The organism is Mesorhizobium sp. M0626, from assembly GCF_040320665.1.
Taxonomy (GTDB): domain Bacteria; phylum Pseudomonadota; class Alphaproteobacteria; order Rhizobiales; family Rhizobiaceae; genus Mesorhizobium.
On sequence record NZ_JAMYQD010000003.1, the window covers coordinates 234777 to 255273 of the forward strand.

General features: G+C 63.3%; 21 protein-coding genes. 7 read left to right on the plus strand and 14 right to left on the minus strand.

Annotation, left to right across the window (positions count from 1 at the left end; translation table 11 throughout):
• Positions 1-45: 45 nt before the first annotated feature.
• Positions 46-1278 carry an ROK family transcriptional regulator gene (locus NKI37_RS04965; RefSeq protein WP_023701572.1) on the minus strand — a complete coding sequence of 411 codons (1233 nt, stop codon included), beginning with the start codon at positions 1276-1278 and terminating at the stop codon, positions 46-48.
• A 242-nt stretch (positions 1279-1520) separates the two neighbouring features.
• Between NKI37_RS04965 and NKI37_RS04970 the strand changes: the two genes are divergently transcribed.
• The 4 genes from NKI37_RS04970 to NKI37_RS04985 all read left to right on the plus strand — a co-directional run bounded on the left by NKI37_RS04970 (position 1521) and on the right by NKI37_RS04985 (position 6957).
• The gene (locus tag NKI37_RS04970; RefSeq protein ID WP_352510480.1) at positions 1521-4082 is read left to right on the plus strand and encodes an ATP-binding cassette domain-containing protein; all 2562 of its coding nucleotides are present in this window, start codon (positions 1521-1523) and stop codon (positions 4080-4082) included.
• Complete coding sequence (locus NKI37_RS04975) at positions 4079-5068, plus strand: ABC transporter permease (RefSeq protein WP_023670040.1); 990 nt, start codon at positions 4079-4081, stop codon at positions 5066-5068. The genes NKI37_RS04970 and NKI37_RS04975 overlap by 4 nt, the downstream gene beginning before the upstream one ends.
• Before the next feature lie 46 nt (positions 5069-5114).
• Positions 5115-6116: a rhamnose ABC transporter substrate-binding protein gene (locus NKI37_RS04980; RefSeq protein ID WP_031203833.1), complete on the plus strand. Its 1002-nt coding sequence runs from the start codon at positions 5115-5117 to the stop codon at positions 6114-6116.
• 79 nt (positions 6117-6195) lie between these two features.
• Entirely contained in the window at positions 6196-6957 is a 762-nt protein-coding gene (locus tag NKI37_RS04985; protein WP_352789432.1) for a glutamine amidotransferase, read from the plus strand.
• 22 nt (positions 6958-6979) lie between these two features.
• Here NKI37_RS04985 and NKI37_RS04990 read toward each other — a convergent pair whose 3' ends face one another.
• A complete protein-coding gene (locus NKI37_RS04990) occupies positions 6980-7411 on the minus strand; it encodes a MarR family winged helix-turn-helix transcriptional regulator (protein ID WP_023670043.1) in 432 nt (143 codons plus the stop codon).
• A gap of 150 nt (positions 7412-7561) precedes the next feature.
• Here NKI37_RS04990 and NKI37_RS04995 point away from each other — a divergent pair, with 150 nt between their 5' ends.
• Positions 7562-8404, plus strand: a complete 843-nt coding sequence (locus NKI37_RS04995; protein ID WP_155921599.1) for an alpha/beta fold hydrolase — start codon at positions 7562-7564, stop codon at positions 8402-8404.
• A gap of 79 nt (positions 8405-8483) precedes the next feature.
• On the opposite strand, the gene NKI37_RS05000 is transcribed toward NKI37_RS04995, so the two are convergent.
• Positions 8484-9398: an alpha/beta fold hydrolase gene (locus NKI37_RS05000; protein WP_352789434.1), complete on the minus strand. Its 915-nt coding sequence runs from the start codon at positions 9396-9398 to the stop codon at positions 8484-8486.
• Positions 9399-9539: 141 nt separating this feature from the next.
• Positions 9540-10784, minus strand: coding sequence for an MFS transporter (locus NKI37_RS05005; RefSeq protein ID WP_023670046.1), 1245 nt, complete (start codon positions 10782-10784; stop codon positions 9540-9542).
• Between the two features lie 203 nt (positions 10785-10987).
• Between NKI37_RS05005 and NKI37_RS05010 the strand changes: the two genes are divergently transcribed.
• A complete protein-coding gene (locus tag NKI37_RS05010) occupies positions 10988-11860 on the plus strand; it encodes an AraC family transcriptional regulator (RefSeq protein WP_352510482.1) in 873 nt (290 codons plus the stop codon).
• Between the two features lie 35 nt (positions 11861-11895).
• On the opposite strand, the gene NKI37_RS05015 is transcribed toward NKI37_RS05010, so the two are convergent.
• From NKI37_RS05015 to NKI37_RS05060, 10 genes are all read right to left on the minus strand, one after another.
• Entirely contained in the window at positions 11896-12867 is a 972-nt protein-coding gene (locus tag NKI37_RS05015) for a Bug family tripartite tricarboxylate transporter substrate binding protein (RefSeq protein ID WP_023695796.1), read from the minus strand.
• 146 nt (positions 12868-13013) lie between these two features.
• Positions 13014-13529, minus strand: a complete 516-nt coding sequence (locus tag NKI37_RS05020) for a hypothetical protein (RefSeq protein ID WP_023670049.1) — start codon at positions 13527-13529, stop codon at positions 13014-13016.
• A gap of 92 nt (positions 13530-13621) precedes the next feature.
• Positions 13622-14557, minus strand: a complete 936-nt coding sequence (locus NKI37_RS05025) for a ribose-phosphate pyrophosphokinase (protein WP_023686119.1) — start codon at positions 14555-14557, stop codon at positions 13622-13624.
• 141 nt (positions 14558-14698) lie between these two features.
• A complete protein-coding gene (locus NKI37_RS05030) occupies positions 14699-15286 on the minus strand; it encodes a hypothetical protein (RefSeq protein WP_023695795.1) in 588 nt (195 codons plus the stop codon).
• A 55-nt stretch (positions 15287-15341) separates the two neighbouring features.
• Positions 15342-16493 (minus strand): M24 family metallopeptidase, encoded by a 1152-nt coding sequence (locus NKI37_RS05035; protein WP_023733348.1) that lies wholly within the window; start codon positions 16491-16493, stop codon positions 15342-15344.
• A complete protein-coding gene (pgeF, locus tag NKI37_RS05040) occupies positions 16493-17287 on the minus strand; it encodes a peptidoglycan editing factor PgeF (protein ID WP_023695793.1) in 795 nt (264 codons plus the stop codon). The genes NKI37_RS05035 and pgeF overlap by 1 nt, the downstream gene beginning before the upstream one ends.
• Before the next feature lie 151 nt (positions 17288-17438).
• Positions 17439-18503 carry a class I SAM-dependent methyltransferase gene (locus NKI37_RS05045; protein WP_352521345.1) on the minus strand — a complete coding sequence of 355 codons (1065 nt, stop codon included), beginning with the start codon at positions 18501-18503 and terminating at the stop codon, positions 17439-17441.
• Positions 18500-19384, minus strand: a complete 885-nt coding sequence (lgt, locus tag NKI37_RS05050; RefSeq protein ID WP_352789437.1) for a prolipoprotein diacylglyceryl transferase — start codon at positions 19382-19384, stop codon at positions 18500-18502. Before lgt ends, NKI37_RS05045 begins: the two co-directional genes overlap by 4 nt.
• Positions 19385-19487: 103 nt before the next feature.
• A complete protein-coding gene (locus tag NKI37_RS05055) occupies positions 19488-19727 on the minus strand; it encodes a BrnA antitoxin family protein (RefSeq protein WP_023683720.1) in 240 nt (79 codons plus the stop codon).
• 82 nt (positions 19728-19809) lie between these two features.
• Complete coding sequence (locus NKI37_RS05060) at positions 19810-20046, minus strand: hypothetical protein (protein WP_352789438.1); 237 nt, start codon at positions 20044-20046, stop codon at positions 19810-19812.
• Between the two features lie 77 nt (positions 20047-20123).
• Here NKI37_RS05060 and NKI37_RS05065 point away from each other — a divergent pair, with 77 nt between their 5' ends.
• A complete protein-coding gene (locus tag NKI37_RS05065) occupies positions 20124-20426 on the plus strand; it encodes an accessory factor UbiK family protein (RefSeq protein WP_023711152.1) in 303 nt (100 codons plus the stop codon).
• Positions 20427-20497 lie beyond the last annotated feature (71 nt).

Sequence of the window (20497 nt, forward strand, 5' to 3'; positions counted from 1 at the left end):
CGGGCAAGGGCGGCCGATGCCTGCGTTGGGCGCGCCGCATTGCGCTCAGGCCGGCAGGTCGGTGGGCGGATTTGATCCGTTTCCCTTGGCGCCACCGAGCGTGGACAGAGCGCTCAGCAGTTTCGTCCGGTCCTTGCCGATCATGAGCACGCCGCTGTCGGGCGCCAGCAGCGCCGAGAACGGAAGCATGGCAGCGCCGATCGAGGAGGCCTCAGGGCCGAATTGCCCCGACACGATCTCCGGCGCCACGATGCCGATTGCGCTGGCCTGGTTGAACTGGGTCTGCACCCTTGCCAGCAGTTCGAGATGGATCGGCCTGGGCAGGATCGAGTCGAGAACGATGGCCTCGATGTCGATGATGGAGGTGATGGCGATGATCGCCTCGACCAGCGCGCTCGCACAATCGTCGATCCATTCGAACAGCGGCACGCGCGCTTCGGCTGGCAACGGATCGAGTTCCCGCACACGATTGATCACCACGCCGCGCGACCTCAGGTGATTGACCAGCACATAGATCGAGGCGCGATGCAGCAGGCTCTGGTAGCGCGCAGGCTTCGCCGCCACCGAATCGAGGCTTGAGGGCGAGACCGGCAAGGGTCCGAGGGCAGCGCTGTTGCCATGCGGCCCGGTATGGACCCTGCCGCCTTGCACCAGGCCGCCGCCGACAAAAGTGTCGATCGAGATGTGCATGAAATCGCGAAAGCGGGCGCCGGCGCCCTGGACAAGTTCGGCCAGCGCCGCCGACGTGGCGTCGTTTTCCACGAACACCGGCGTCTTCGCCGGCGTGGCAAAGCATGTCGTCAGGTCGATCGCCTCCCAGCGGCTGCCGAGATCGTCGGGAAAGCCGAGTTCCTCGCTCCAGCCGCCGAGGAAATAGGGTGAGGCAATGCCGACGCCGACGATGCTGGCATCGCCAAGCCCATCCACCAGCTTTTCGAAGGTGGCCAGCGCCATGTTGCCGGCCTTCAGCACCAAATCAGGATCGGGGAAGCGGTATTCGTGCGACTCTCTTGCGCGGATTTCACCGGCGAAGTCGACCAGAACGGCTTCAAGCGCACGCCGGCCGATCTTGATGCCGACGCTGTAGATGCGCTCCGGCGTCAGCCGGTAAAGCGTGGAGGGCGAACCGCGCTGCCCGAACCTTTTTCCCACTTGCTTTACGAATCCGGAAGATTCCAGGCCGTCGACGATGGCAGCGACGGCCGCCGGCGTCAGGCTTGCCGCGCGCGCCAGATCGGACTTGGAGGCTTCCTTGAGGCGACGGATGGCGTCGAGCACGAAACGCTCATTATAGTGCCGAACTTTGACAGAATTGCTGCCTTTCCCTGACAAAACCCGCACACTCCCCAAATGTCCCGTTCCCGGCGCGAAGCCCGCAAACCACCTGCGGCCGAGCGCACCCTGCGGTGCCTATGTTGGCGGCGACAGTGCGCGTCGGAACCATGGAAGTCAATTTTGCCGTTGCGCCTTTGCGCTATTTAATATAGCAAATTGAAAAAATAACTAGTCAGGGAGGAGACGTGCTGCACTCGAGCACACAAAGCGAAGCCGACGCTGCGGTGGTGCGGGCTGTTCCTGTTGCCCTGGTTCAGGCGACGAAGGCTTTCGGCGGCACGATTGCGCTCAAGGACGCCTCCTTCGAATTGCGCTCCGGCGAGGTGCTGGCGCTGCTTGGCGAAAACGGCGCCGGCAAGAGCACCTGCGTGAAGCTTCTGGCCGGTGTGCATTCTCCCACCAGCGGTCATGTCGAGGTTGACGGCAAATCAGCCGTCTTCCATTCGCCGCATGACGCGCAGGCGGCCGGCATTGCGGTCATGCACCAGCATCCTGGCCTGTTTCCCGATCTGTCGGTGGCGGAGAACATCTATCTCGGCCACATGCCGCGCGACCGCTTTGGCGGCATCGACAATGCCGCCATGCTGGCCGGCGCCCGCAAGGTGCTGGCGACCGTCGGCCTCGACGTGCCGGCGGCAACGCGGCTGGGAACCCTGCGTACCTCAGAACAGCAACTGGTCGAAATAGCCCGGGCGCTATCGCTGGATGCGCGCGTGCTGATCATGGACGAACCGACGGCGGCGCTGTCGCAGCGCGAGGTCGAGCGGCTGTTTTCCGTCGTTGCCGATCTCAGGCTGCACGGCGTGGCGATGATGTTCGTCGGCCACCGTATGGACGAGATCTTCCGCATCGCCGACCGCATCGCGGTGCTGCGCGACGGGCGCCTGATCGGCGTCAAGCCGAAGGCCGAGCTTGGCCGTGCTGCCGCCATCAGCATGATGGTCGGGCGTGAAGTCACCGACCTCTATCCCGAACGGCGCCATGCCTCAGGCGCGCTGGTGCTGGAGGGGAAGGGACTTTCGCGCGCCGGCGGCTTTACCGGTATCGACCTCAAGCTTCACGCCGGCGAGGTGCTGGGGCTTGGCGGCCTGGTCGGCAGCGGACGCACCGAGATTGCGCGCGTGCTGTTCGGTATCGACCGGCCCGACGCCGGCGAAATCCTGATCGACGGCAAGCCCGTGCAGTTCGCCTCGGCGCGCGACGCCATGGATGCGCGCATCGCCTATGTGTCGGAAGATCGCATGGGCCAGAGCCTGGTGATGGATTTCTCCATCCTCGACAATGCGGTGCTACCTGTTCTCGACAAGGCCGCACAACGCGGTCTCTACGGCACCGACCGCGCCATCGGTCTGGTGGCGGACTGGCTGAAGCGCATGAAGCTGCGCTTTTCCGGCTACGGGCAGCCGGTGAAAGAGTTATCCGGCGGCAACCAGCAGAAGGTGGTGCTGGCCAAGTGGCTGCGCACCGAGCCGCGCGTGCTCATCCTCGACGAGCCGACGCAAGGCATCGATGTCGGCACCAAGGCGGAAGTGCATGCAATGATCGCGGACCTTGCCGCGCAAGGCATGGCGATCCTTTTGATCTCGTCAGAGATGCCCGAGCTGATCGGCATGTGCGACCGCATTGTCGTGCTGCGCGAAGGCCGCCAGACTGCCGAGTTTTCGCGCGGGCAAGCCACGCAGGAAAAAGTACTGGAAGCGGCGACCAGGACCGATGAACGCGCCGGCCAGGCAGCGCAGATAGAACGCGCCGCCCGGGAGGAAAAGGCAAAAGGACCGTTCGATTTTCTGAAGCGGCGGGAGTTCGGGCTGCTCGCCGCGATGCTCGCCGTCGCCATCCCGGTTACCATCATCAACCCGCGCATGGTGAGCGCGGCGAACCTCACCGCTGTGTCGATGGACGCGGCCTTGCTGATTGTCGCCGCACTGGCGCAGATGCTGGTGCTGATCACCCGCAACATCGACCTGTCGATCGCAGCTGTGATCGGCCTCTCCGCCTATATGGCGGCCAGCATGGTTCAGGCCTATCCCGGATTGGACATCGGCATCGGCCTGATCACCGCCTGCGCGGTCGGCGGCTTTGCCGGACTGCTCAACGGCCTTGTCGTTACCTGGGGAAAGATCCCGGCCATCGTCGTTACGCTGGCTTCGATGTCGATCTTCCGCGGTTTCAACTCGATCTGGGCGGCGGGCGACCAGGTCAGCGCCGACGAAGTCACGCAAGCCTGGCTCGACATGACCGGGCTGAAGATCGCAGGCGTGCCGCTGATCGTCATCATCGCTATTGTCATCCTGTGCGCCGGCTATGTGCTGCTCTATCGCACCGCAACCGGGCGCGAGCTGTTTGCCACCGGCTCCAACCCCGACGGCGCACGGCTGATCGGCATCCCGGTCGACCGGCGCATTCTGCTGGCCTTCGGCATGGCCGGCCTGCTCGGCGGTCTGTGCGGGGCGCTGTGGGCATCGCGCTATGCCACCATCGATGCCCGCGTCGCGCTCGGCTTCGAACTCACGGTGATCGCCTCGGCAGTGGTCGGCGGCGTCGCCATCCGCGGCGGCTCGGGCACGCTGCTCGGCATCATCCTTGGCGCGCTCACTCTCTTGGTCATCAAGAACGGGCTGACGCTGGTGCGTGTCGACCCGCTCTGGCTGCAGGGCGTCTATGGCCTGGTGATCCTGGTTGCCATCGGCATCGACACCTTCATCGTGCGGCGTGCCGAACAGGCAAGACAGGCGAGGGCGAGATGAGAAAGTTTATCCGCTCGATCGACTTCTGGGATCTGCTGCTGGCGACCGCCTGCCTCGCCGTCTTTATCTATGCGGCGGTCTTCGTGCCGAATTTCGTCTCCGGCTTCAACCTCTCGCAATTGGCCGCAAGCGCCTCGGAAAAGGCGTTGCTGATCCTGCCGATGACGCTGCTCATCATCACCCGCGAGATCGACCTGTCGATCGCCTCGGTGCTGGCGCTGACATCCGTGGTGTTTGGCCTGCTCGTCCAGGGCGGCGTGCCGACGCTGGCGGCCATTCCGCTGACGCTGGTCTTCGGCGGCCTGCTCGGCGCCTTCAATGGCTATCTGGTTTCAGGGCTGGGGCTGCAGTCGCTGGTGGTGACGCTCGGCACCATGGCGCTCTATCGGGGCATTGGCTACATCCTGCTCGGCACCGGTTCGGTCAACATATTGCCGCCGGCGGTCGTCGATTTCGGCATCAGCAATCTGCCGGGCACACAAATCCCGTGGACCATCGTGCCGTTCCTGCTGCTGGCGCCGATCTTCGCGGTGGTGCTGCAGAAGACGCCGACCGGCAAGCGCATCTATGCGCTCGGCGGCAGCCCCGAAGTGGCGCGTTATTCCGGCATCGATACGCGCAAAATGGTGCTGAAGCTGTTCGTCGTTTCGGGCATGGTCGCAGCCATCGCCGGCATCGTCTATACCGCGCGCCTCTCCAACGCCCGCGCCAACAATGCGCTCGGCATGGAGCTCGATGTCATCACCATCGTGCTGCTCGGCGGCGTCAGCGTCTTCGGTGGTAAGGGGCGGCTCACGGGGGTCATGCTGGCGCTGCTGTTGATCGCCATCATCCGAAATGTGCTGGCGCTCAACCAGATCGGCGGCGACGCTCAAGGCATGATCATCGGCCTGCTTCTGATCGGCTCGCTGCTGGTCGGCAATTACTGGCGCTCCCTGGAGGAGCGGCTGTCAAGATCGCGCGTCCTGCGCGAAACCAAGGGGTGATCTCGGGCCCCTTTCTTCAAGCCCGAATTCTGACGGAGGAGACACAATGAAAGCGTTTAGAATAGCCCTGCTCGCATCCGCGGTTCTGCTTGCGCCGGCCTCGCTGGCCTACAGCCAGGAATGCGCCAAGGAACCGGTGACCGTCGGCTTCCTGCCCAAGCTCGACACCGATCCCTACTTCAAGGTGGCTTTCGGCGGCGCCGAGGAGGCTGCGAAGGAAATTGGCGGCACCGCCACCCAGGTTGCCCCGTCGCAGGCGACGGCCGAGGCACAGATCGAATTCATCAACAGCCTTGTGTCGCAGAAGGTCGGGGTCATCGCTATCGCCGGCAACGACGCCAATGCGGTTGCGCCTGCGCTGAAGCGCGCCGTTCAGCAAGGCGTCCGGGTGATATCGTACGATTCCGACGTCGCGGCCGATGCGCGCGCGGTGTTCGTGAACCAGGTGAAGGGCGACAGTCTGGCCGAAATGATGCTGGAAAGCGCATTCAACCTCAGCGGCGGCGAAGGCGAGTTCGCCATCCTGTCGTCGACGCCGACGGCGACCAACCAGAACGCCTGGATCGACTTCATGAAGGCGAAGATGGCGGCAGAGCCGAAATACGCCAAGATGAAACTGGTGCAGGTCGCCTATGGCGAGGAGAGCGAGCAGGTCAACCAGCAGCAGGCCTTGGCGCTGGTGCAGGCGTTTCCGGATCTCAAGGTGATCATCGTGCCGGCAGGCATTGGCCTTCCGGCGGCCGCGCGCGCACTCGAGGAAGCCGGCATGATCGGCAAGGTCAAGCTGACCGGCCTTGCGCCGGCCACTTTGATTTCGAAATACATCAAGGATGGCTCTGCCCAGGATATCTGGTGGAATGTCACCGATCTCGGCTACCTGACCTATCAGGCGGCCCAGGCGCTGGCGCAGTGCAAGATCACCGGCAAGGAAGGTGAGAAGTTCACGGCGGGCAGGCTCGGCGAATACACGATCGGGGCCAGCGGCGAACTGATCCTTGGCCCGGCCAAGATCGTGACGCCGGAAAACCTGGCCGAGTTTAAGTTCTAAGCCTCCCAAGGCCCGGCGGGCGCCGGTTCAAGCCGGCGCCCGCTCGTTCAATTGTCAGTCGAAAAGCGTGAGGGCGACGATGAAACTCTTGCTGGCAGGCGAGACCTTCGCGGCGACGACGTCGGTCGCTGCCGGCGGCGACGTTCTGACAAGTGCGACATGGGTGAATGGCGCGACGGCCTTCAATGCCGCCCTTGCCGCAGAGGGCATAGCGGTGACGCAGATCGGTGGCGATCGCTGTGCGGCCGAATTTCCGTATGACCTCGACGCGCTGGCCGAATACCAGGCGGTGGTGATCTCCGATGTCGGCGCGCTGACCTTGCTGGTCACGCCGGAGGCCCGCGCCGGGCGCATCGGCGTCAACCGCCTCGACGTCCTCAAGGCCTATGTCGAAGGCGGCGGCGGGCTGATGCTGGCCGGCGGCTATATGGGGTTCCAGGGCATGTTCGGCACGGCGCGTTTCCACGACACCCCGGTCGAGGACGTGCTGCCCGTGCGCTGCCTGCCATTCTCGGACGGGCTGGAAGTGCCGCAAGGCCTGCAGCCGTCGATCCTTCAGGCGTCGCATCCGATCCTTGCCGGTGTCGCGGGTCCGTTGCCGCCGATCCTCGGCATGAACAAACTCGATTTCAGGCGCGACGGCTCGTCCCAGCTTCTGGCGACCTGCCAGTATCGCGGCACGGACTGGCCGCTGCTTGCTGCTCGCAGCGTTGGCCACGGCCGCACTGTCGCCTGGGCGACGGATATCGGCCCGCACTGGCTGTCGCAGGACTTTCTCGGCTGGCCGCTCTACGGCAAGCTGATGGGCAACGTCGTGCGCTGGCTGGCCGGCAAGGATTAAGCCTGGCGTGTTTGTAGGGCAGCTAGTCCGGCTTGCTGCTCAACGCTTCGCGCAGCGCCTGGATCCGCCGATTCAAGGCATCGAGATCAGCCATCGTCATGCCCGAGCGTTCGATCAGGGTTTCGTTGAGGCAGTTGCACTGGACGAGCAGCGCGCGGCCGGCAGGCGTCAGGTCGACCTGCACTTGGCGCTCGTCCGTCTGGCTGCGCTGGCGGGTGACGAGACCGGCCTGTTCCATGCGCTTCACCAGCGGCGTGATGGTGCTCGATTCCAAAGCGAGCCTGTGCGCAATCGAGCCGACCGACATCCCGCCGGCTTCGGCAAGTGCGTTCAGCACGAGATATTGCGGATAGGTGATGCCCATCTCGTCCAGCATGGGCTTGTAGGTGCGATTGATTGCCATGCTGGTGGCGTAAAGCGTGAAGCAGAGCTGGTTGTCCAACGGGAGAGGCACGAGGCATTCCTTTGCCGACTGAGCACATCAATATGTAGCACGAAAAATGATATCGCGATACATATTTTCTGTAGACAAGGATTTGGACCTGCGCTAGTCGTATGGTTATCGCGATATTGATTATCGCGGAAGCAATCAATGGAGAGCGAGATGACCAAGCCCGGCAGCAGCACGATCACCACCAAGGACGGCACCGAAATTTTCTACAAGGATTGGGGAACGGGACAACCCATCGTCTTCCATCACGGCTGGCCGCTGAGCAGCGACGACTGGGACGCCCAGATGCTGTTCTTCCTGTCCAAGGGCTATCGCGTCATTGCCCATGACCGGCGCGGCCATGGCCGCTCCACCCAGACCGATACCGGCAACGAGATGGACACCTACGCCGCTGATGTCGCGGAGCTTGCGGCGCATCTCGACCTCAAGGACGCGATCCATGTCGGCCATTCCACCGGTGGCGGCGAAGTGGCCCGCTATGTCGCGAAGTACGGTTCCGGTGGCCGTGTCGCCAAGGCCGCACTGCTCGGCGCGGTGCCGCCGATCATGCTGAAGACGGCGGCCAATCCGGGTGGCCTGCCGATCGAGGTGTTCGATGGTTTCCGCTCCGCCCAGGCAGCCAACCGCGCCCAGTTTTTCCACGATATTGCGGCCGGCCCGTTCTACGGCTTCAACCGCCCCGGCGCCCAGGTATCGCAGGCTGTCGTCGAGAATTGGTGGCGCCAGGGAATGATGGGCGGCACCAAGGCGCATTATGATTGCATCAAGGCGTTCTCGGAAACCGACTTCACCGACGATCTGAAGGCCATCGACGTGCCGGTGCTGGTCATGCATGGCGACGACGACCAGATCGTTCCCATCGCCGACTCTGCCCTGCTCTCGGTCAAGCTGCTCAAGAAGGGCGAGCTCAAGATCTACAAGGGCTTCCCGCATGGCATGGCGACCACCCATGCCGATGTCATCAACGCCGACCTGCTGGCCTTCTTCAAGGCCTAGAATCGTCCACCTGGATAGGCAAAGCACCCGCCGTCAGGCGGGTGCTTTTGGTTTCGTCGAAATGTCAGCGGGACAGTGCCTACTTATCGAGAAAACCAGTGATCAGCTTGACGGTGTCGTCGGGGTTTTCCTCCATGATCCAGTGTCCGGAAGCGGGCACGATGCCGCCCGTGACATCGGTCGCAACAAGCCGCAGGAGATCGGCCTGCGTAGTGCCAGCGGATTTTTCACCGCCGACAGCCAGTACCGGCATGGTCAGTTTGCCGCCGGCGGCGAGCATCGCCTGGTTGTCGATCGCATCCTGGTCGAAGGCTTTGAACTGCTCGAAAGCATCATGCATCGCATGCGGACGGGCATAGAGTTTGGCGTAGTGCTTGCGCGTGGCCTCGTCGATCTTCTTGGGGTCAGCCGACAGTTCGTTGTAGAAGCGATCGAGATAGATGCGCTCGCGCCCTGCGACCAGCCGCTCCATATCCGGGCCGCGGAAGTTGAAGTGCCAAAGCAGCGGGCTTTGCTTGATCTTTTCCCAATCGCCGATGCCGGGCAGCGGAGCATCGATGATGACCCATTTGGTGATGCGCTTGGGATATTGCGCGGCAAGCGCATAGCCGACCATGTTGCCGATGTCGTGGGTGACGAGATCTGCCTTGTCGATCTTCAGGGCATCCAACACGCCGGCGATGTCCACGGCCTGGTTCTTCTTGGCGTAGCCCGCTTCCGGGTGGGCCGACAGACCCATGCCGCGCAGGTCCGGCACGATGACGGTGTGGTCCTTTGCGAGGGCGATGGCCGCGGCGCCCCACATGTCTCCGGTATCGGCAAAGCCGTGCAGCAGCACGACGGCGGGACCCTTGCCGCCAACGCGCACATAGAGTTTGGTGCCGTTGGTTTCGACGGACTGCGTCTTGAAACCCGGCGGAAAGGGAACGATGCGTGCCGTCGCCGGCAAGGTAACAAGAAGCACACCCAATACGGCCAATACGATCTTGTGCATGTCATCCCCCAGAGACGTCGAAGGCCCCAAGCCTTCGTTGATGACTATCTCTAGCAGGCTTTTCAACCAGCGCATGGTGAAAGAATCACAGAGAGCGCAGCAATGCCGCGCCCTGCGTCAAATCCGCAAAATCGACCGGTTTTATCTGGCCGCCGCTTGCGCCTTCCTGGCTTCCTTCATGTTGGGCAGGAACACCGTCAGCAGGCCGAGCAGCGGCAGATACGAGCAGATCTGGAAGACGAAATCGATGCCCTTCATGTCGGCGACGACGCCGAGCACGGCGGCTGCAATGCCGCCCATGCCGAAGGCGAAGCCGAAGAAGATCCCCGCGATGGTGCCGACACGTCCCGGCACCAACTCCTGCGCAAACACGACGATGTTGGAGAAGGCCGAGGACAGGATCAGGCCGATCAGCACCGTCAGCACCATCGTCCATTCGAAATTGGCGTAGGGCAGCGCCAGCGTGAACGGCAGCACGCCGACGATCGAGAACCAGATCATCGCCTTCTGGCCGTAGCGGTCGCCGAACGGTCCGCCGAGCAGGATGCCCAGCGCCGAGGCGCCGAGGAACAGGAACAGCATGACCTGGCTCATCTGCACCGACACGCCGAACTTATGGATGGAATAAAAGGTGTAGTAGCTGGAGAGCGAGGCGATGTAGGCGTTCTTGGTCAGCACCAGCAGCGTCAGCACCGCCAGCGCTCCCATCACCTTCTTGCGCGGGAAGGGGGAGACGAAGCTTGCCGCCTTGCGATTGCCCTGCGCGGCGCGCATCCGGCTGTACCAGCCGCCGACCCGCGACAAAACGATGATGCCGATCAGAGACCCGACGGCGAACCATGAAATGCTGGTCTGGCCGAAGGGCACGACGATGAAGGCAGCGAGCAGCGGCCCCATCGACTGGCCGAAATTGCCGCCGACCTGGAACAAAGATTGCGCCAGGCCAAAGCGGCCGCCGGAGGCAAAGCGGGCAATGCGCGAGGATTCCGGATGGAAGATCGCCGAGCCGATGCCGATCAGCGAGGCGCCGACCAGAAGCAGCGCATAGTGGCCGGCATAGGCGAGCACGATCAGGCCAATCAGCGAGGACGCCATTCCGTAGGGCAGCGAATAGGGCATTGGCCGCTTGTCGGTGATCATGCCGATGACCGGCTGCAGCAGCGACGCCGTGACCTGGAACGTGAAGGTCAAAAGACCGATCTGCCAGAAATCGAGACCGTAGTTCTCTTTCAGCAGCGGATAGATCGCCGGCAGCAGCGATTGCATGATGTCGTTGATGCCGTGGCAAAAGCTCACCGCCAGAATGACGGTGAAGGCGGTCGCCTGGGCTGAAGGGAGGCTGGCGCTTGGCTGCGGTGCAATGCTGGTGGCTGTCGTATCGGTCAAGGCAGGCTCCGAGGTCTTTTTGGCGGGTGTTTGCCCGCGGGCAGGCTTGGCGGCCGCTCCCGCGGACCGCCTTAAGGACGCTCGTCTGAAGCGCTTGGGCGACGCCCCTGCGGAGCGCCTTGGGGATGGCTGCCTTATAAGCCGCTTGCCAGGCGACTTCTTTCGTGGTTTGGTCCAATAGTTTCGCAAGTGGGCCATAGCCGATGCCACATGGCAGGGACATCTTCCGCGCCGGCAATGCCGATCTCGGCCGATTGCACGAAAGCCGCTGGCAGTGGCTGGAGGAGGTTTCCGGGCCGGCGGTGGCTTTGCCGACCGAATATCCCGACGGTTACCTCGTGCCGCAACACCGCCACAGCCGCAGCCAGCTGCTGCATGCGCTGGTCGGTGTCGTGCTGGTGACGACCAGGTACGGGCGCTGGATGGTGCCGCCCGACCACGCAATGTGGATACCGGCCGGCACCGAGCATTCCGTCGAAATGCTGGGCGACGTCTCGATGCGCTCGGTCTATGTCATGCCGGGCGCTATCCCCGGCCTGCCGGAAGGTTTGCGCGTCGTCGGCATCACCGAGCTGATGCACAGCCTGATCGTCGAATCGGAAAAGCTGCCGCAAGGCAGCGAACTGGAAGGCCGCGGCGGGCTGATCATGAACCTCTTGCTGCACGAGATCCCGACCTTGCCGGAACGGCCGCTCGGGCTGCCGTTCCCGTCCGACCCGAAGCTGGCGGCGCTCTGCCGACGCTTTGTCGCGGCACCTTCGCCGCACGCCACGATCGACGAGTGGGCGGATGCCGCAGGCATGAGCCGCCGTTCGTTCACCCGCGCCTTCCAGCGCCAGACCGGACTGTCCTTGTCGACTTGGCGCCAGCAGGCCTGCCTGTTTGCGGCCCTGCCCAGGCTCGCCGATGGCGAGCCGATCACCAGGGTGGCGCTCGACCTCGGTTATGACAGCGTGCCGGCATTCATAACCATGTTCAAGCGCATGCTTGGCGCCTCGCCGCGCGGCTATATGCGCGGCGCCCGCGACGAAGGCATGCGGCGGGCTCAGCCCCGACTTGAGGCCCCGGCGCCGTAGCGCCAGGAAAAGCCCGCAGTACTTTGCCGTAGGCCCTAGTCCAGCTGAACGCCGCTGGCCTTGACGATCGGTTCCCATTTGGCGAGTTCGGCCTTCACATGCACTCCAAGCTCTTCCGGGGTGGAGGCCACGATCGAGGCGCTGAACTGGGCCATGCGGGCGATCACATCAGGGTCTTTCAGGGCTTCAACTGCCGCCTTCTGAAGAACGGCGACGGCCTCCGGCGGCGTGCCTGCGGGCGCGAACAGAGCGTTCCAGCTGTAGGTTTCATAGCCGGGAATGGTTTCGGCAATGGCCGGTATGTCGGGGAAGGAGGGAACGCGCTCCTTGGTGGTGACGCCAAGCGCTCTCAGCGTCCCGCTCTTGATATGGCCCGATGAAGAGGGGAGGTTGTCGAACATCATCGGCACCTGATTGCCGATAACGTCGTTCAAGGCCGGTCCGGCGCCCTTGTAGGGAATGTGCTGCATGCTGACGCCGGCCATCGTCTTGAAAAGCTCGCCGGAGAGATGGAGCGGGGTGCCATTGCCTGATGAGGCGTAGGCATATTTGTCCGGGTCCTTCTTCAGCATCTCGATCAGTTCCTTGACGTCCTTGGCAGGGAATTCAGGGTTCACGACCAGGACGTTTGGCACCAGCACGAGCAACGATATCGGCGCAAAATCCTTCTCCGCATCGTAGGGCTTTGTCTTCAGGATCAGCGGGTTGAGCGCGTGGGTTGCGACCGTGCCCATCAGGATCGTGTAGCCGTCCGGTTCGGCTCGGGCGACCTGGGCAGCGCCGATGCTGCCCCCGGCGCCGCCGACATTTTCGACGACAATCTGCTGGCCCAGCTTTTCGGACATCTTGTTGGCGACTAGGCGCGCGACCAGATCCGTCGAGCCACCGGCGGAAAAGGGGACAACCATGGTGATGGTCCGGTCCGGAAAATCGGCGGCCCAGGCCGCCGGTACTGAAAGGGTGGCTGCAATGGAAACCGCGAGCCCGAGCAAAGTCCTACGCCGCATCTGCTACTCCTCCGTTGATTGGAGGGGCAGTATGGCCATGGTGAACTCCTCGCACAATGCAACCATGGACTGACTGCCCGCCTCAGGAGATCGGGCTTGACACCGATGCTTCGGTTGGCGTGCGCGAGAACGCCTCACCCCTCAGTTCAATCAGCCTTGGTCCAGCTGAAAACAAGCCATTTGTATCGTGACGTCTCTTCAGGCTCGGCCGTGTAGGTCATCTGCATGTCGCCGCCCTCGGTGTAGATGTCGAGCCTGGGTGCCGTGTCCAGTTCGAGCCACACGGAATCGTTCTTGAACGACCATGTCCCGCACCAGACGCAAGGCCCCGATGCCGGGTCACCCGGTTGGTGAAAATTGTAGCGGCCGTCCGCCGTGATCTCCAGATAGTCGAAGGCGCCATAAAAGGCGGTCACAGTCTGCTGAAATTCGGTCGCAGCCGCTTCCTGGTCGGGCTTCGCCGGCTCTTTCAGATCACGCGGTGGCCGGATTGCGGACCCTGCGATGCTCCATTTGCCGATGAAATCCTTTTCGGTGGGAAGATATTCCGTTTGCGCCTGCGCGGTCGAAACCGGAGCGATTGTCGGCGCATAGGCCGCGCTGGCGATGCCGATTGCGAGAAGCATTCCTGCGATGCCTGCAGCCTTGATTCGATTGCGCATCAGCTGGCTCCTTTCACGACGGTTTGGGGCAGATTCCAAAAACGAGATTACCCCCGAGCCAGGCCCGGGGGCACGCTTTTGGGCAACATGGATTAATCGAACAGGCTCGACACGGACTCTTCGGTCGCTGTGCGCGAAATCGCCTCGCCCATCAGGTCGGCGATGGAGATGACGCGGATATTCGGGGCGTCGAGCACGCCTTGCGTCGGCTGGATGGAATCGGTGATCACCAGTTCCTGCAGCTTCGAGCCGCTGATGCGGGCGACCGCACCGCCCGACAGCACGCCGTGGGTGATATAGGCGGTGACGCTGGTAGCGCCGTTGGCGAGCAGCGCATCGGCGGCGTTGCACAGCGTGCCGCCGGAATCGACGATGTCGTCGATCAGCAGGCAATCCTTGCCGGCGACCGCGCCGATGATGTTCATCACTTCGGATTCACCGGGACGTTCGCGGCGCTTGTCGACGATGGCCAGTTGTGCGTCGAAGCGTTTGGCGAGCGCGCGGGCGCGCACCACGCCGCCGATGTCGGGCGAGACGACGACGACATTGGCAAGCTGTTTGTATTTTGCCTTCACGTCACGGGCCATCACCGGCACCGAGAACAGATTGTCGGTCGGAATGTCGAAAAAACCCTGGATCTGGCCGGCATGGAGGTCGAGCGTCAAGACGCGGTCGACGCCGGCGCGGGTGATCATGTTGGCGACCAGCTTCGCCGAGATCGGTGTGCGGCCCGAGGCCCGGCGATCCTGCCTGGCGTAACCGAAATATGGGATGACCGCGGTGATGCGCTTGGCCGAGGAGCGCATGAAGGCATCGATCATGATGAGCAGTTCCATCAGATGATCGTTGGTCGGGAACGAGGTCGACTGCAGGATGAAGACATCCTCGCCGCGCACGTTTTCCTGGATTTCGACGAAGATTTCCTGATCGGCGAAGCGTCTGACGCTGGCCTTGCCCAGCGGGACATTGAGATAGCGGGCGACCGCTTCGGCCAGCACCCGGTTGGAATTGCCCGCGAAAAGCTTCATGCACCGTTCCTGGCGAAGGATGGGGAGGTCCTCTTAATCGGGCTTGTAGCGAGCCGTGCCGGTATTGCAAGCCTCGTTGACGGGAATCCGCCGGCTAATCTCAAAAACGTCAACAGTGAACGGAAGCCGGTAACAGGCGGATCAGCCGGCGCTGCCGCCGAGCCAGGCCGCGAACTGGTCGATCGTCTGGTCGGCGACCGCCTGCATGGTAGCGGGTGCAACCGCGGGCCAGCCTTCGGCGGCATTGACCGAGGGCGCCTTCTGCTGGCCATTGATGCGGTGTAGCCGGTTGCCGGCGGGGTCATAGACGTCCCAGACATAGATAACGGTGGTGTCCTTGCCTTCCGTCATCGTCGAGAAGTAGCCCTTCAGCACATGGGTGGCGGCTTGGTCGGCGCTGCCGGCAAGGGTGATGCCGCGCTGCTTGGCGCGTGTCTGCAGTTCGGCCGTCAGCGGCGTTGCCGCTTCCACCGAGGCGCCGACGATCGGCGCGATCTGCAGCCGGGTCTTCGACAAAGCGGCGGCGCTCTGCGCGGGGTTGGCGGGTGTCGTGGCGCCGACGGCCGGCGCTGGTGTGGCGGCGGGCGCAATGCCCGGGGCAGCCAAGGGCTGAGCCGAGGCTGCCGGCGGCGTGATGGCGGACGGCTCAAGGACGTCCTTGGCGTTGGTGCAAGCGGCTAGCACAAGCGCTGCGAGCAATGACACGGTCGTCACATGCGATCGTCTCATCTGCCCGAAAACTCCTTAGTCGTGAACGCCCCCGCGTGGACCAACCATTATGGATTCACTGTACGATCAAGTCGAGATCATGGCGTGAAAGCGGCTTCGGCTGGGATTCGGTGGTCAGGTAGGTGCGGCCAAGCGTCATCGCCGTCTCGGTTTCGGAGTCCATGATGATCATGTGCGCGAACAATGTCATGTTGGGCGCGATCGGCTCGGGATTGCCCTGGTAGAACATCGGCATGTCCATCCAGGACGGGGTGAAGCGGGCGCCGACGGAATAGCCGCAGGCATTCAACCGATGCTTGGTCAGGCTGTGCGCCTCCAGCGTGCGGGCATGCGCGTCGAAGACGTCGCCGAAGGTGTTGCCGGGCGTCATCGCCTTCTCGACCGCCAGAAGAGCCGCGCGGGCGGCGTCGAACAGCTCCTGATGACGCTTCGACGCCTTGCCGGTCAGTACGGTGCGCATCATCGGCGCGTGATAGTGATGGAACACGCCGGCCCATTCGAGCGTCAGCTGATCGTTCTTGGTCAGCTTGCGGCGCCCGGCCTTGTAGCGGCAGAGCAGCGCGTCGATGCCCGAGCCGATGATGAATTCATTGGCCGGATAGTCGCCGCCGCCGGCAAACACCGCGCCCTGCATGGCGGCAAGGATCAGCGCTTCGTCGCCGCCCTGCTTGATCAGCGGCAGGGCCGCTTCGAGCGCGTCGTCGGAAAGGTTGGCGGCCTTTTCGGCCTTGGCGATTTCAGCCGGGCTCTTGAACAGGCGCAGACGGCCGACAATACCGGAGGCGTCGGCGATCTGGCCGAAGGTCTGCAGCTGCTCGTCGACGCGGCGGCCATTGAAGGCGGTCAGGCCATGGGTGTCGTATTCGACGCCGATGCGAGCGCCGAGGAGATTGAGGTCGTTGAGCAGGTTGCGCAGGTCGACCGCCGGGTTGGCGCCGTCGCGGTCGGTCCACAGCACGATGTTGTCGATGATCGATGTGTGGCGCGCCTGGCGCAAATCGGCCGAGCGGGTGAGCAGCACCATCGAGCCGTCAGCCTTCACAACCAGGCACTGGAAGAAACAGAAGCCGAACGTGTCGTAGCCGGTTAGCCAGTACATGCTCTCCTGGGCGAAAAGCAGTACAGCATCGAGCTTCTTTTCCGTCATCTCGATCATCAACCGGTCACGCCGGGCGTCAAATTCCGACCGTTCGAAATGCAGCGCCATTATCCGTTCTCCAAAACAATTGCCGAAACCTGCCGACCGTAGTCCGGTTCCTTGCGATGCGTCGCGCGCCGGTAGGAAAAGAAGAGATCCTCCTCGGCATAGGTGCAGCGGCCAAGCCCCTGCGCGGTCACGCCAGCCTTCTTCAGCCGGTCGACCGTATAGAGGTTGAGATCGAACATTGCATGCGCCGGATTGGCCGAAGGCGCGAAATAGCCGATGTTTTCGGCATCGGCTTCGACGAAACGGGCGACGAATTCCGGCCCGACCTCGTAATTGTCGGGGCCGATCGAAGGACCGAGAACCGCAATGATGCGCTCACGGCGGGCGCCGAGGCTTTCCATCGCGGCAATGGTGTTTTCAAGCACACCGGTGAAAGCGCCCTTCCAGCCGGCGTGTGCAGCGCCAATGATGCGCGCTTGCGCATCGGCGAACAGCACCGGGCCGCAATCGGCCGTCGAGGCGCCGATGGCGATGCCCGGCCGGTCGGTGACGATGGCGTCGGCCTTGGGCCGCGGGCCGGGAAAGGGTTCCCTGGCAATAACGACATCGGGCGAGTGGACCTGATGCGCGGTCAGGAGATGGCTGGCCGGCACACCCATCCAGGCAGCGACGCGGCGGCGGTTCTCGGCGACCAGCATCTGATCGTCATCCGACCCGGTGCCGATGTTAAGTCCCTGATAGATGCCGCCGGAGACGCCGCCGATACGGGTGAAATAGCCATGGCGGATACCTCGCGGCTTGGCCGCTTCCAGCAGCGGCGAGCGAACAGGATCCGGTTTGGTCTGATTCAGCATGGATGGGTTTGTTGTCCGCGCCGGCGTTTTCGTCAAGGCGAAGTTCGGCCGAGTGATTGCGACAGTGCTGCTGCGTCGACTTTGCATTGGCCAAAAGCAGGCATGCGACCACAAGCGACATGGCGGGACGGCTTGTAACGATCTCTGAGGGTCAGACTGGCTGATGCGGCAGGATTTTCAGGATTTTGAACAGCGTGCCCATGCCGTCGGGTCCGGCCAGGCGCTCGACGGCATCGGCAATGGTTTGTCGTGCCTCTTGGCTTGCCTGGCTGCCCAACTGGCCAGCTCGCTCAAGCAATCCCATGCCAAGCAGAAAGTCGCCCTGCGTCGCCAATTCCACATCGAGGCCATGCGCCCGCACGACGGCGGCCAGTGCCGCGAAGTCGACATGGGCGGTGAGATCGGCTTCGCCGGGATTGGCCAGCACATCTTCTGGGGCGTGCCTGCGCACGGCCTGCAATGTGTCGCCGAAACCGGGCTGGAGATGGCCGTAATCAGGGAACAGCCCGGCGCCGCCGTGGTCGGCTATGCGTTCGGCAATGGTCGCCATCAGTGCCGCGCGGGCCGGTGCTATTTCGAAAATAGAGCCTTGTGGCGCCTCGGCGGCGTCTTCCGGCAGCAGCATCGCCTCGACCGAGCCGGCGCCGGCGAAGAAGCTCAACTCGTCTGAGACATCGAGGCCGATCACCCGTTCGCGCCAGCCGGCGCCGGCGCGGATGAACTGGCGGATCGGCACAGCGTCGAACAATTCGTTGCCGACAATCAGCAACGGCGCCTGCGGTAGTGTGGCGATGGTTTCGTGCCAGCCGAGCTCAACCGAAGTTTCGGCAAGCGTCTGCTTCTGGATTTCGGTCAGCCGCGGACTGGTCTCGACCAGAGCGAAGGAGGCTCCGGCGGCGATAGCCGGATCGAGCCGCGTCAGGGTGCGAAGCATGTCCTTCATCAGCGTGCCGCGGCCAGGCCCGATCTCCGCGATGGTGACCGGCAGGGGTCGGCCGATCGCCAGCCAGGCCTGATAGAGCCAGACGGCGACGAGTTCGCCGAACATCTGGCTGATCTCGGGTGCGGTGACGAAGTCGCCGGCGGCGCCGAACGGCTCGCGCGTGGTGTAGTAGCCGTCGCTGGGATCGAACAGGCAGAGCGCCATGTACTCGTTGACGGGGAGGGGGCCGAGCGCGCCGATCAGGTCGACGATGCGGGTCTTCAGCCGTGTCATGCCGGCTGTGGTTGCGGCGCCGGTTTGGCTGTGGCCATCGCCCAGATGCCGGCCAGCACCATCGGCAGCGACAGCACCATGCCCATGGTGAGCCAGCCGCCGAGGAGGTAGCCGAGCTGCTGGTCGGGCTCGCGGAAGAACTCGACGAAGATGCGTGACAGGCCGTAGCCGCAAATGAAAGCGCCGCCGACAAAGCGCGGCGTCTTCAGCTTCAGCCGCGAATGGGTGAGGAAGCGCAGGACCAGGAACAGCACCGCGCCCTCGAGCAGCGCTTCGTAGAGCTGGCTCGGATGGCGAGGCTCCAGGCCCGCGACACAACCCGCCACGGTCTGCTGGAGACGCTCGTTGCAGAAGACGACGCCCCACGACACGTCGGTCACGCGACCCCAGAGTTCGGCATTGACGAAGTTCGCGATGCGGACGAGGCCGAGCCCGACCGGCACGCCGGCTGCCACCACGTCGAACAGCGTCCAGGTGCGGATGCCGCGCTTGAGGGAAAACAGCGTCATGGCGAGGATGACGCCAAGCAGGCCGCCATGGAACGACATGCCGCCCTGCCAGACGGCGAAGATGTCGAGCGGGTGGTCGATATAGCGCTTTAAATCGTAGAAAAGCACATAGCCGGTGCGTCCGCCGAGCACGACGCCGACGGCGGCCCAGACGATGAAATCGTCGAGGTCGATCGGCTTCATCGGCAAGACGCCATCAGGCCACAGCCTTGTGTTGGTGACGAGCCGCTTGGCGTACCACCAGGCGAACAGGATGCCGACGATATAGCCGACGCCGTACCAGTGCACAGCCAGCGGGCCGATCTGAACCAGGATCGGGTCGATGTTGGGGAAGGACAGCGACGCCATCGGCAGCGGGAAATAGTCGTTCAACAGGATCTCCTGGGAGGGCTCGCGTTAGGGCGCGGACCATGCGGCAGGGTTTTGGCGGGGTCAAGGCAAGGTGACGACAGCCTGATCGTCAGAGATAATGGGCTCAACCCTGCGGCTTGCCGGCGACCAATTGCCTGAGCGCATCGTTGATCCTGTCTTGCCAGCCGGGGCCATCTTCCTGGAAATGGTCGAGCACGGCGCGATCGATCCTGATCGAGACAAGCTCGCGAACGTTTGGTGCGGCGGAGGGTTCGCGAATGGGAGGCGCGGGTTTCTTGACCGGCTTGAAGGCCGCTTCAGCGGCTTCCATCGGATTGGTCGGTCGGCGCGGGGGCGTTGCCATTGGTTGATCCTGAATGAGAGTGACTCTTGCCTGAGCAAGTCGTGAGGAAAACTAGGCCGCTGGTCTGCGAAGACCAGTAACTTCACTTGGTTCTCTCTGCCATTGCCCTGTATTTGGCTTCAAGCCTGTCCAGCACCTCGTCGCCAGGCTTGACCCGGCCCGCATCGGCATCCGAAATGCCCTTTGCGAGTGCTGCATCGAGTGCTGCAAAGCGCTTCTCCAAGTCCGCACTGTCCGTCACGGCAACCGTCGTTCCAAGAATCCACTTGAGATAATAGCAATCTGTCGGCCGGACCGTGAGCCAAATCGCGTCCGACATGAAGCCGCACCAGCTTCAACGTTCTTGCATTCCGCAGGCAGTGCCACTACGTCAATTCGAGCAAGCGAGGATTTGCCATGTCAACCGGACCGAACCGCATTCTCGATGAATTCGCCAAGCTGATGACCGATGCTGCGGGTGCCGCACAAGGCGTGCGCCGCGAGGTGGAGACTGCCTTCAAGGGGCAGGCCGAGCGCATCCTCAACACCATGGATGTGGTGCAGCGCGAGGAGTTCGAGGCTGCCCGCGACATGGCTGCCAAGGCCCGCGAAGAAAACACCAGGCTGGCCGCCCGCATCGACGCGCTCGAGGCCAGGCTTGCCGAATTGACCGGACAGGCCGCACCTGCGGCTGCGGCAAAGCCCAAAGCAAAAAAATAAATTTGAACTTTTCCACAAAGCACAATCCGAAAAAATGCTTTGACGTGAATCGTTTACCGGCAATGCATGAA

Excerpts from the sequence above, each read along its gene's own strand:
- NKI37_RS04975 (WP_023670040.1), top strand. The coding sequence starts at position 4,079 with ATGAGAAAGTTTATCCGCTCGATCGACTTCTGGGATCTGCTGCTGGCG.
- NKI37_RS04980 (WP_031203833.1), top strand. The coding sequence starts at position 5,115 with ATGAAAGCGTTTAGAATAGCCCTGCTCGCATCCGCGGTTCTGCTTGCG.
- NKI37_RS04985 (WP_352789432.1), top strand. The coding sequence starts at position 6,196 with ATGAAACTCTTGCTGGCAGGCGAGACCTTCGCGGCGACGACGTCGGTC.
- NKI37_RS04995 (WP_155921599.1), top strand. The coding sequence starts at position 7,562 with ATGACCAAGCCCGGCAGCAGCACGATCACCACCAAGGACGGCACCGAA.
- NKI37_RS05000 (WP_352789434.1), bottom strand. The coding sequence starts at position 9,398 with ATGCACAAGATCGTATTGGCCGTATTGGGTGTGCTTCTTGTTACCTTG.
- NKI37_RS05010 (WP_352510482.1), top strand. The coding sequence starts at position 10,988 with ATGCCACATGGCAGGGACATCTTCCGCGCCGGCAATGCCGATCTCGGC.
- NKI37_RS05015 (WP_023695796.1), bottom strand. The coding sequence starts at position 12,867 with ATGCGGCGTAGGACTTTGCTCGGGCTCGCGGTTTCCATTGCAGCCACC.
- NKI37_RS05020 (WP_023670049.1), bottom strand. The coding sequence starts at position 13,529 with ATGCGCAATCGAATCAAGGCTGCAGGCATCGCAGGAATGCTTCTCGCA.
- NKI37_RS05025 (WP_023686119.1), bottom strand. The coding sequence starts at position 14,557 with ATGAAGCTTTTCGCGGGCAATTCCAACCGGGTGCTGGCCGAAGCGGTC.
- NKI37_RS05030 (WP_023695795.1), bottom strand. The coding sequence starts at position 15,286 with ATGAGACGATCGCATGTGACGACCGTGTCATTGCTCGCAGCGCTTGTG.
- NKI37_RS05035 (WP_023733348.1), bottom strand. The coding sequence starts at position 16,493 with ATGGCGCTGCATTTCGAACGGTCGGAATTTGACGCCCGGCGTGACCGG.
- pgeF (WP_023695793.1), bottom strand. The coding sequence starts at position 17,287 with ATGCTGAATCAGACCAAACCGGATCCTGTTCGCTCGCCGCTGCTGGAA.
- NKI37_RS05045 (WP_352521345.1), bottom strand. The coding sequence starts at position 18,503 with ATGACACGGCTGAAGACCCGCATCGTCGACCTGATCGGCGCGCTCGGC.
- NKI37_RS05055 (WP_023683720.1), bottom strand. The coding sequence starts at position 19,727 with ATGGCAACGCCCCCGCGCCGACCGACCAATCCGATGGAAGCCGCTGAA.
- NKI37_RS05060 (WP_352789438.1), bottom strand. The coding sequence starts at position 20,046 with ATGTCGGACGCGATTTGGCTCACGGTCCGGCCGACAGATTGCTATTAT.
- NKI37_RS05065 (WP_023711152.1), top strand. The coding sequence starts at position 20,124 with ATGTCAACCGGACCGAACCGCATTCTCGATGAATTCGCCAAGCTGATG.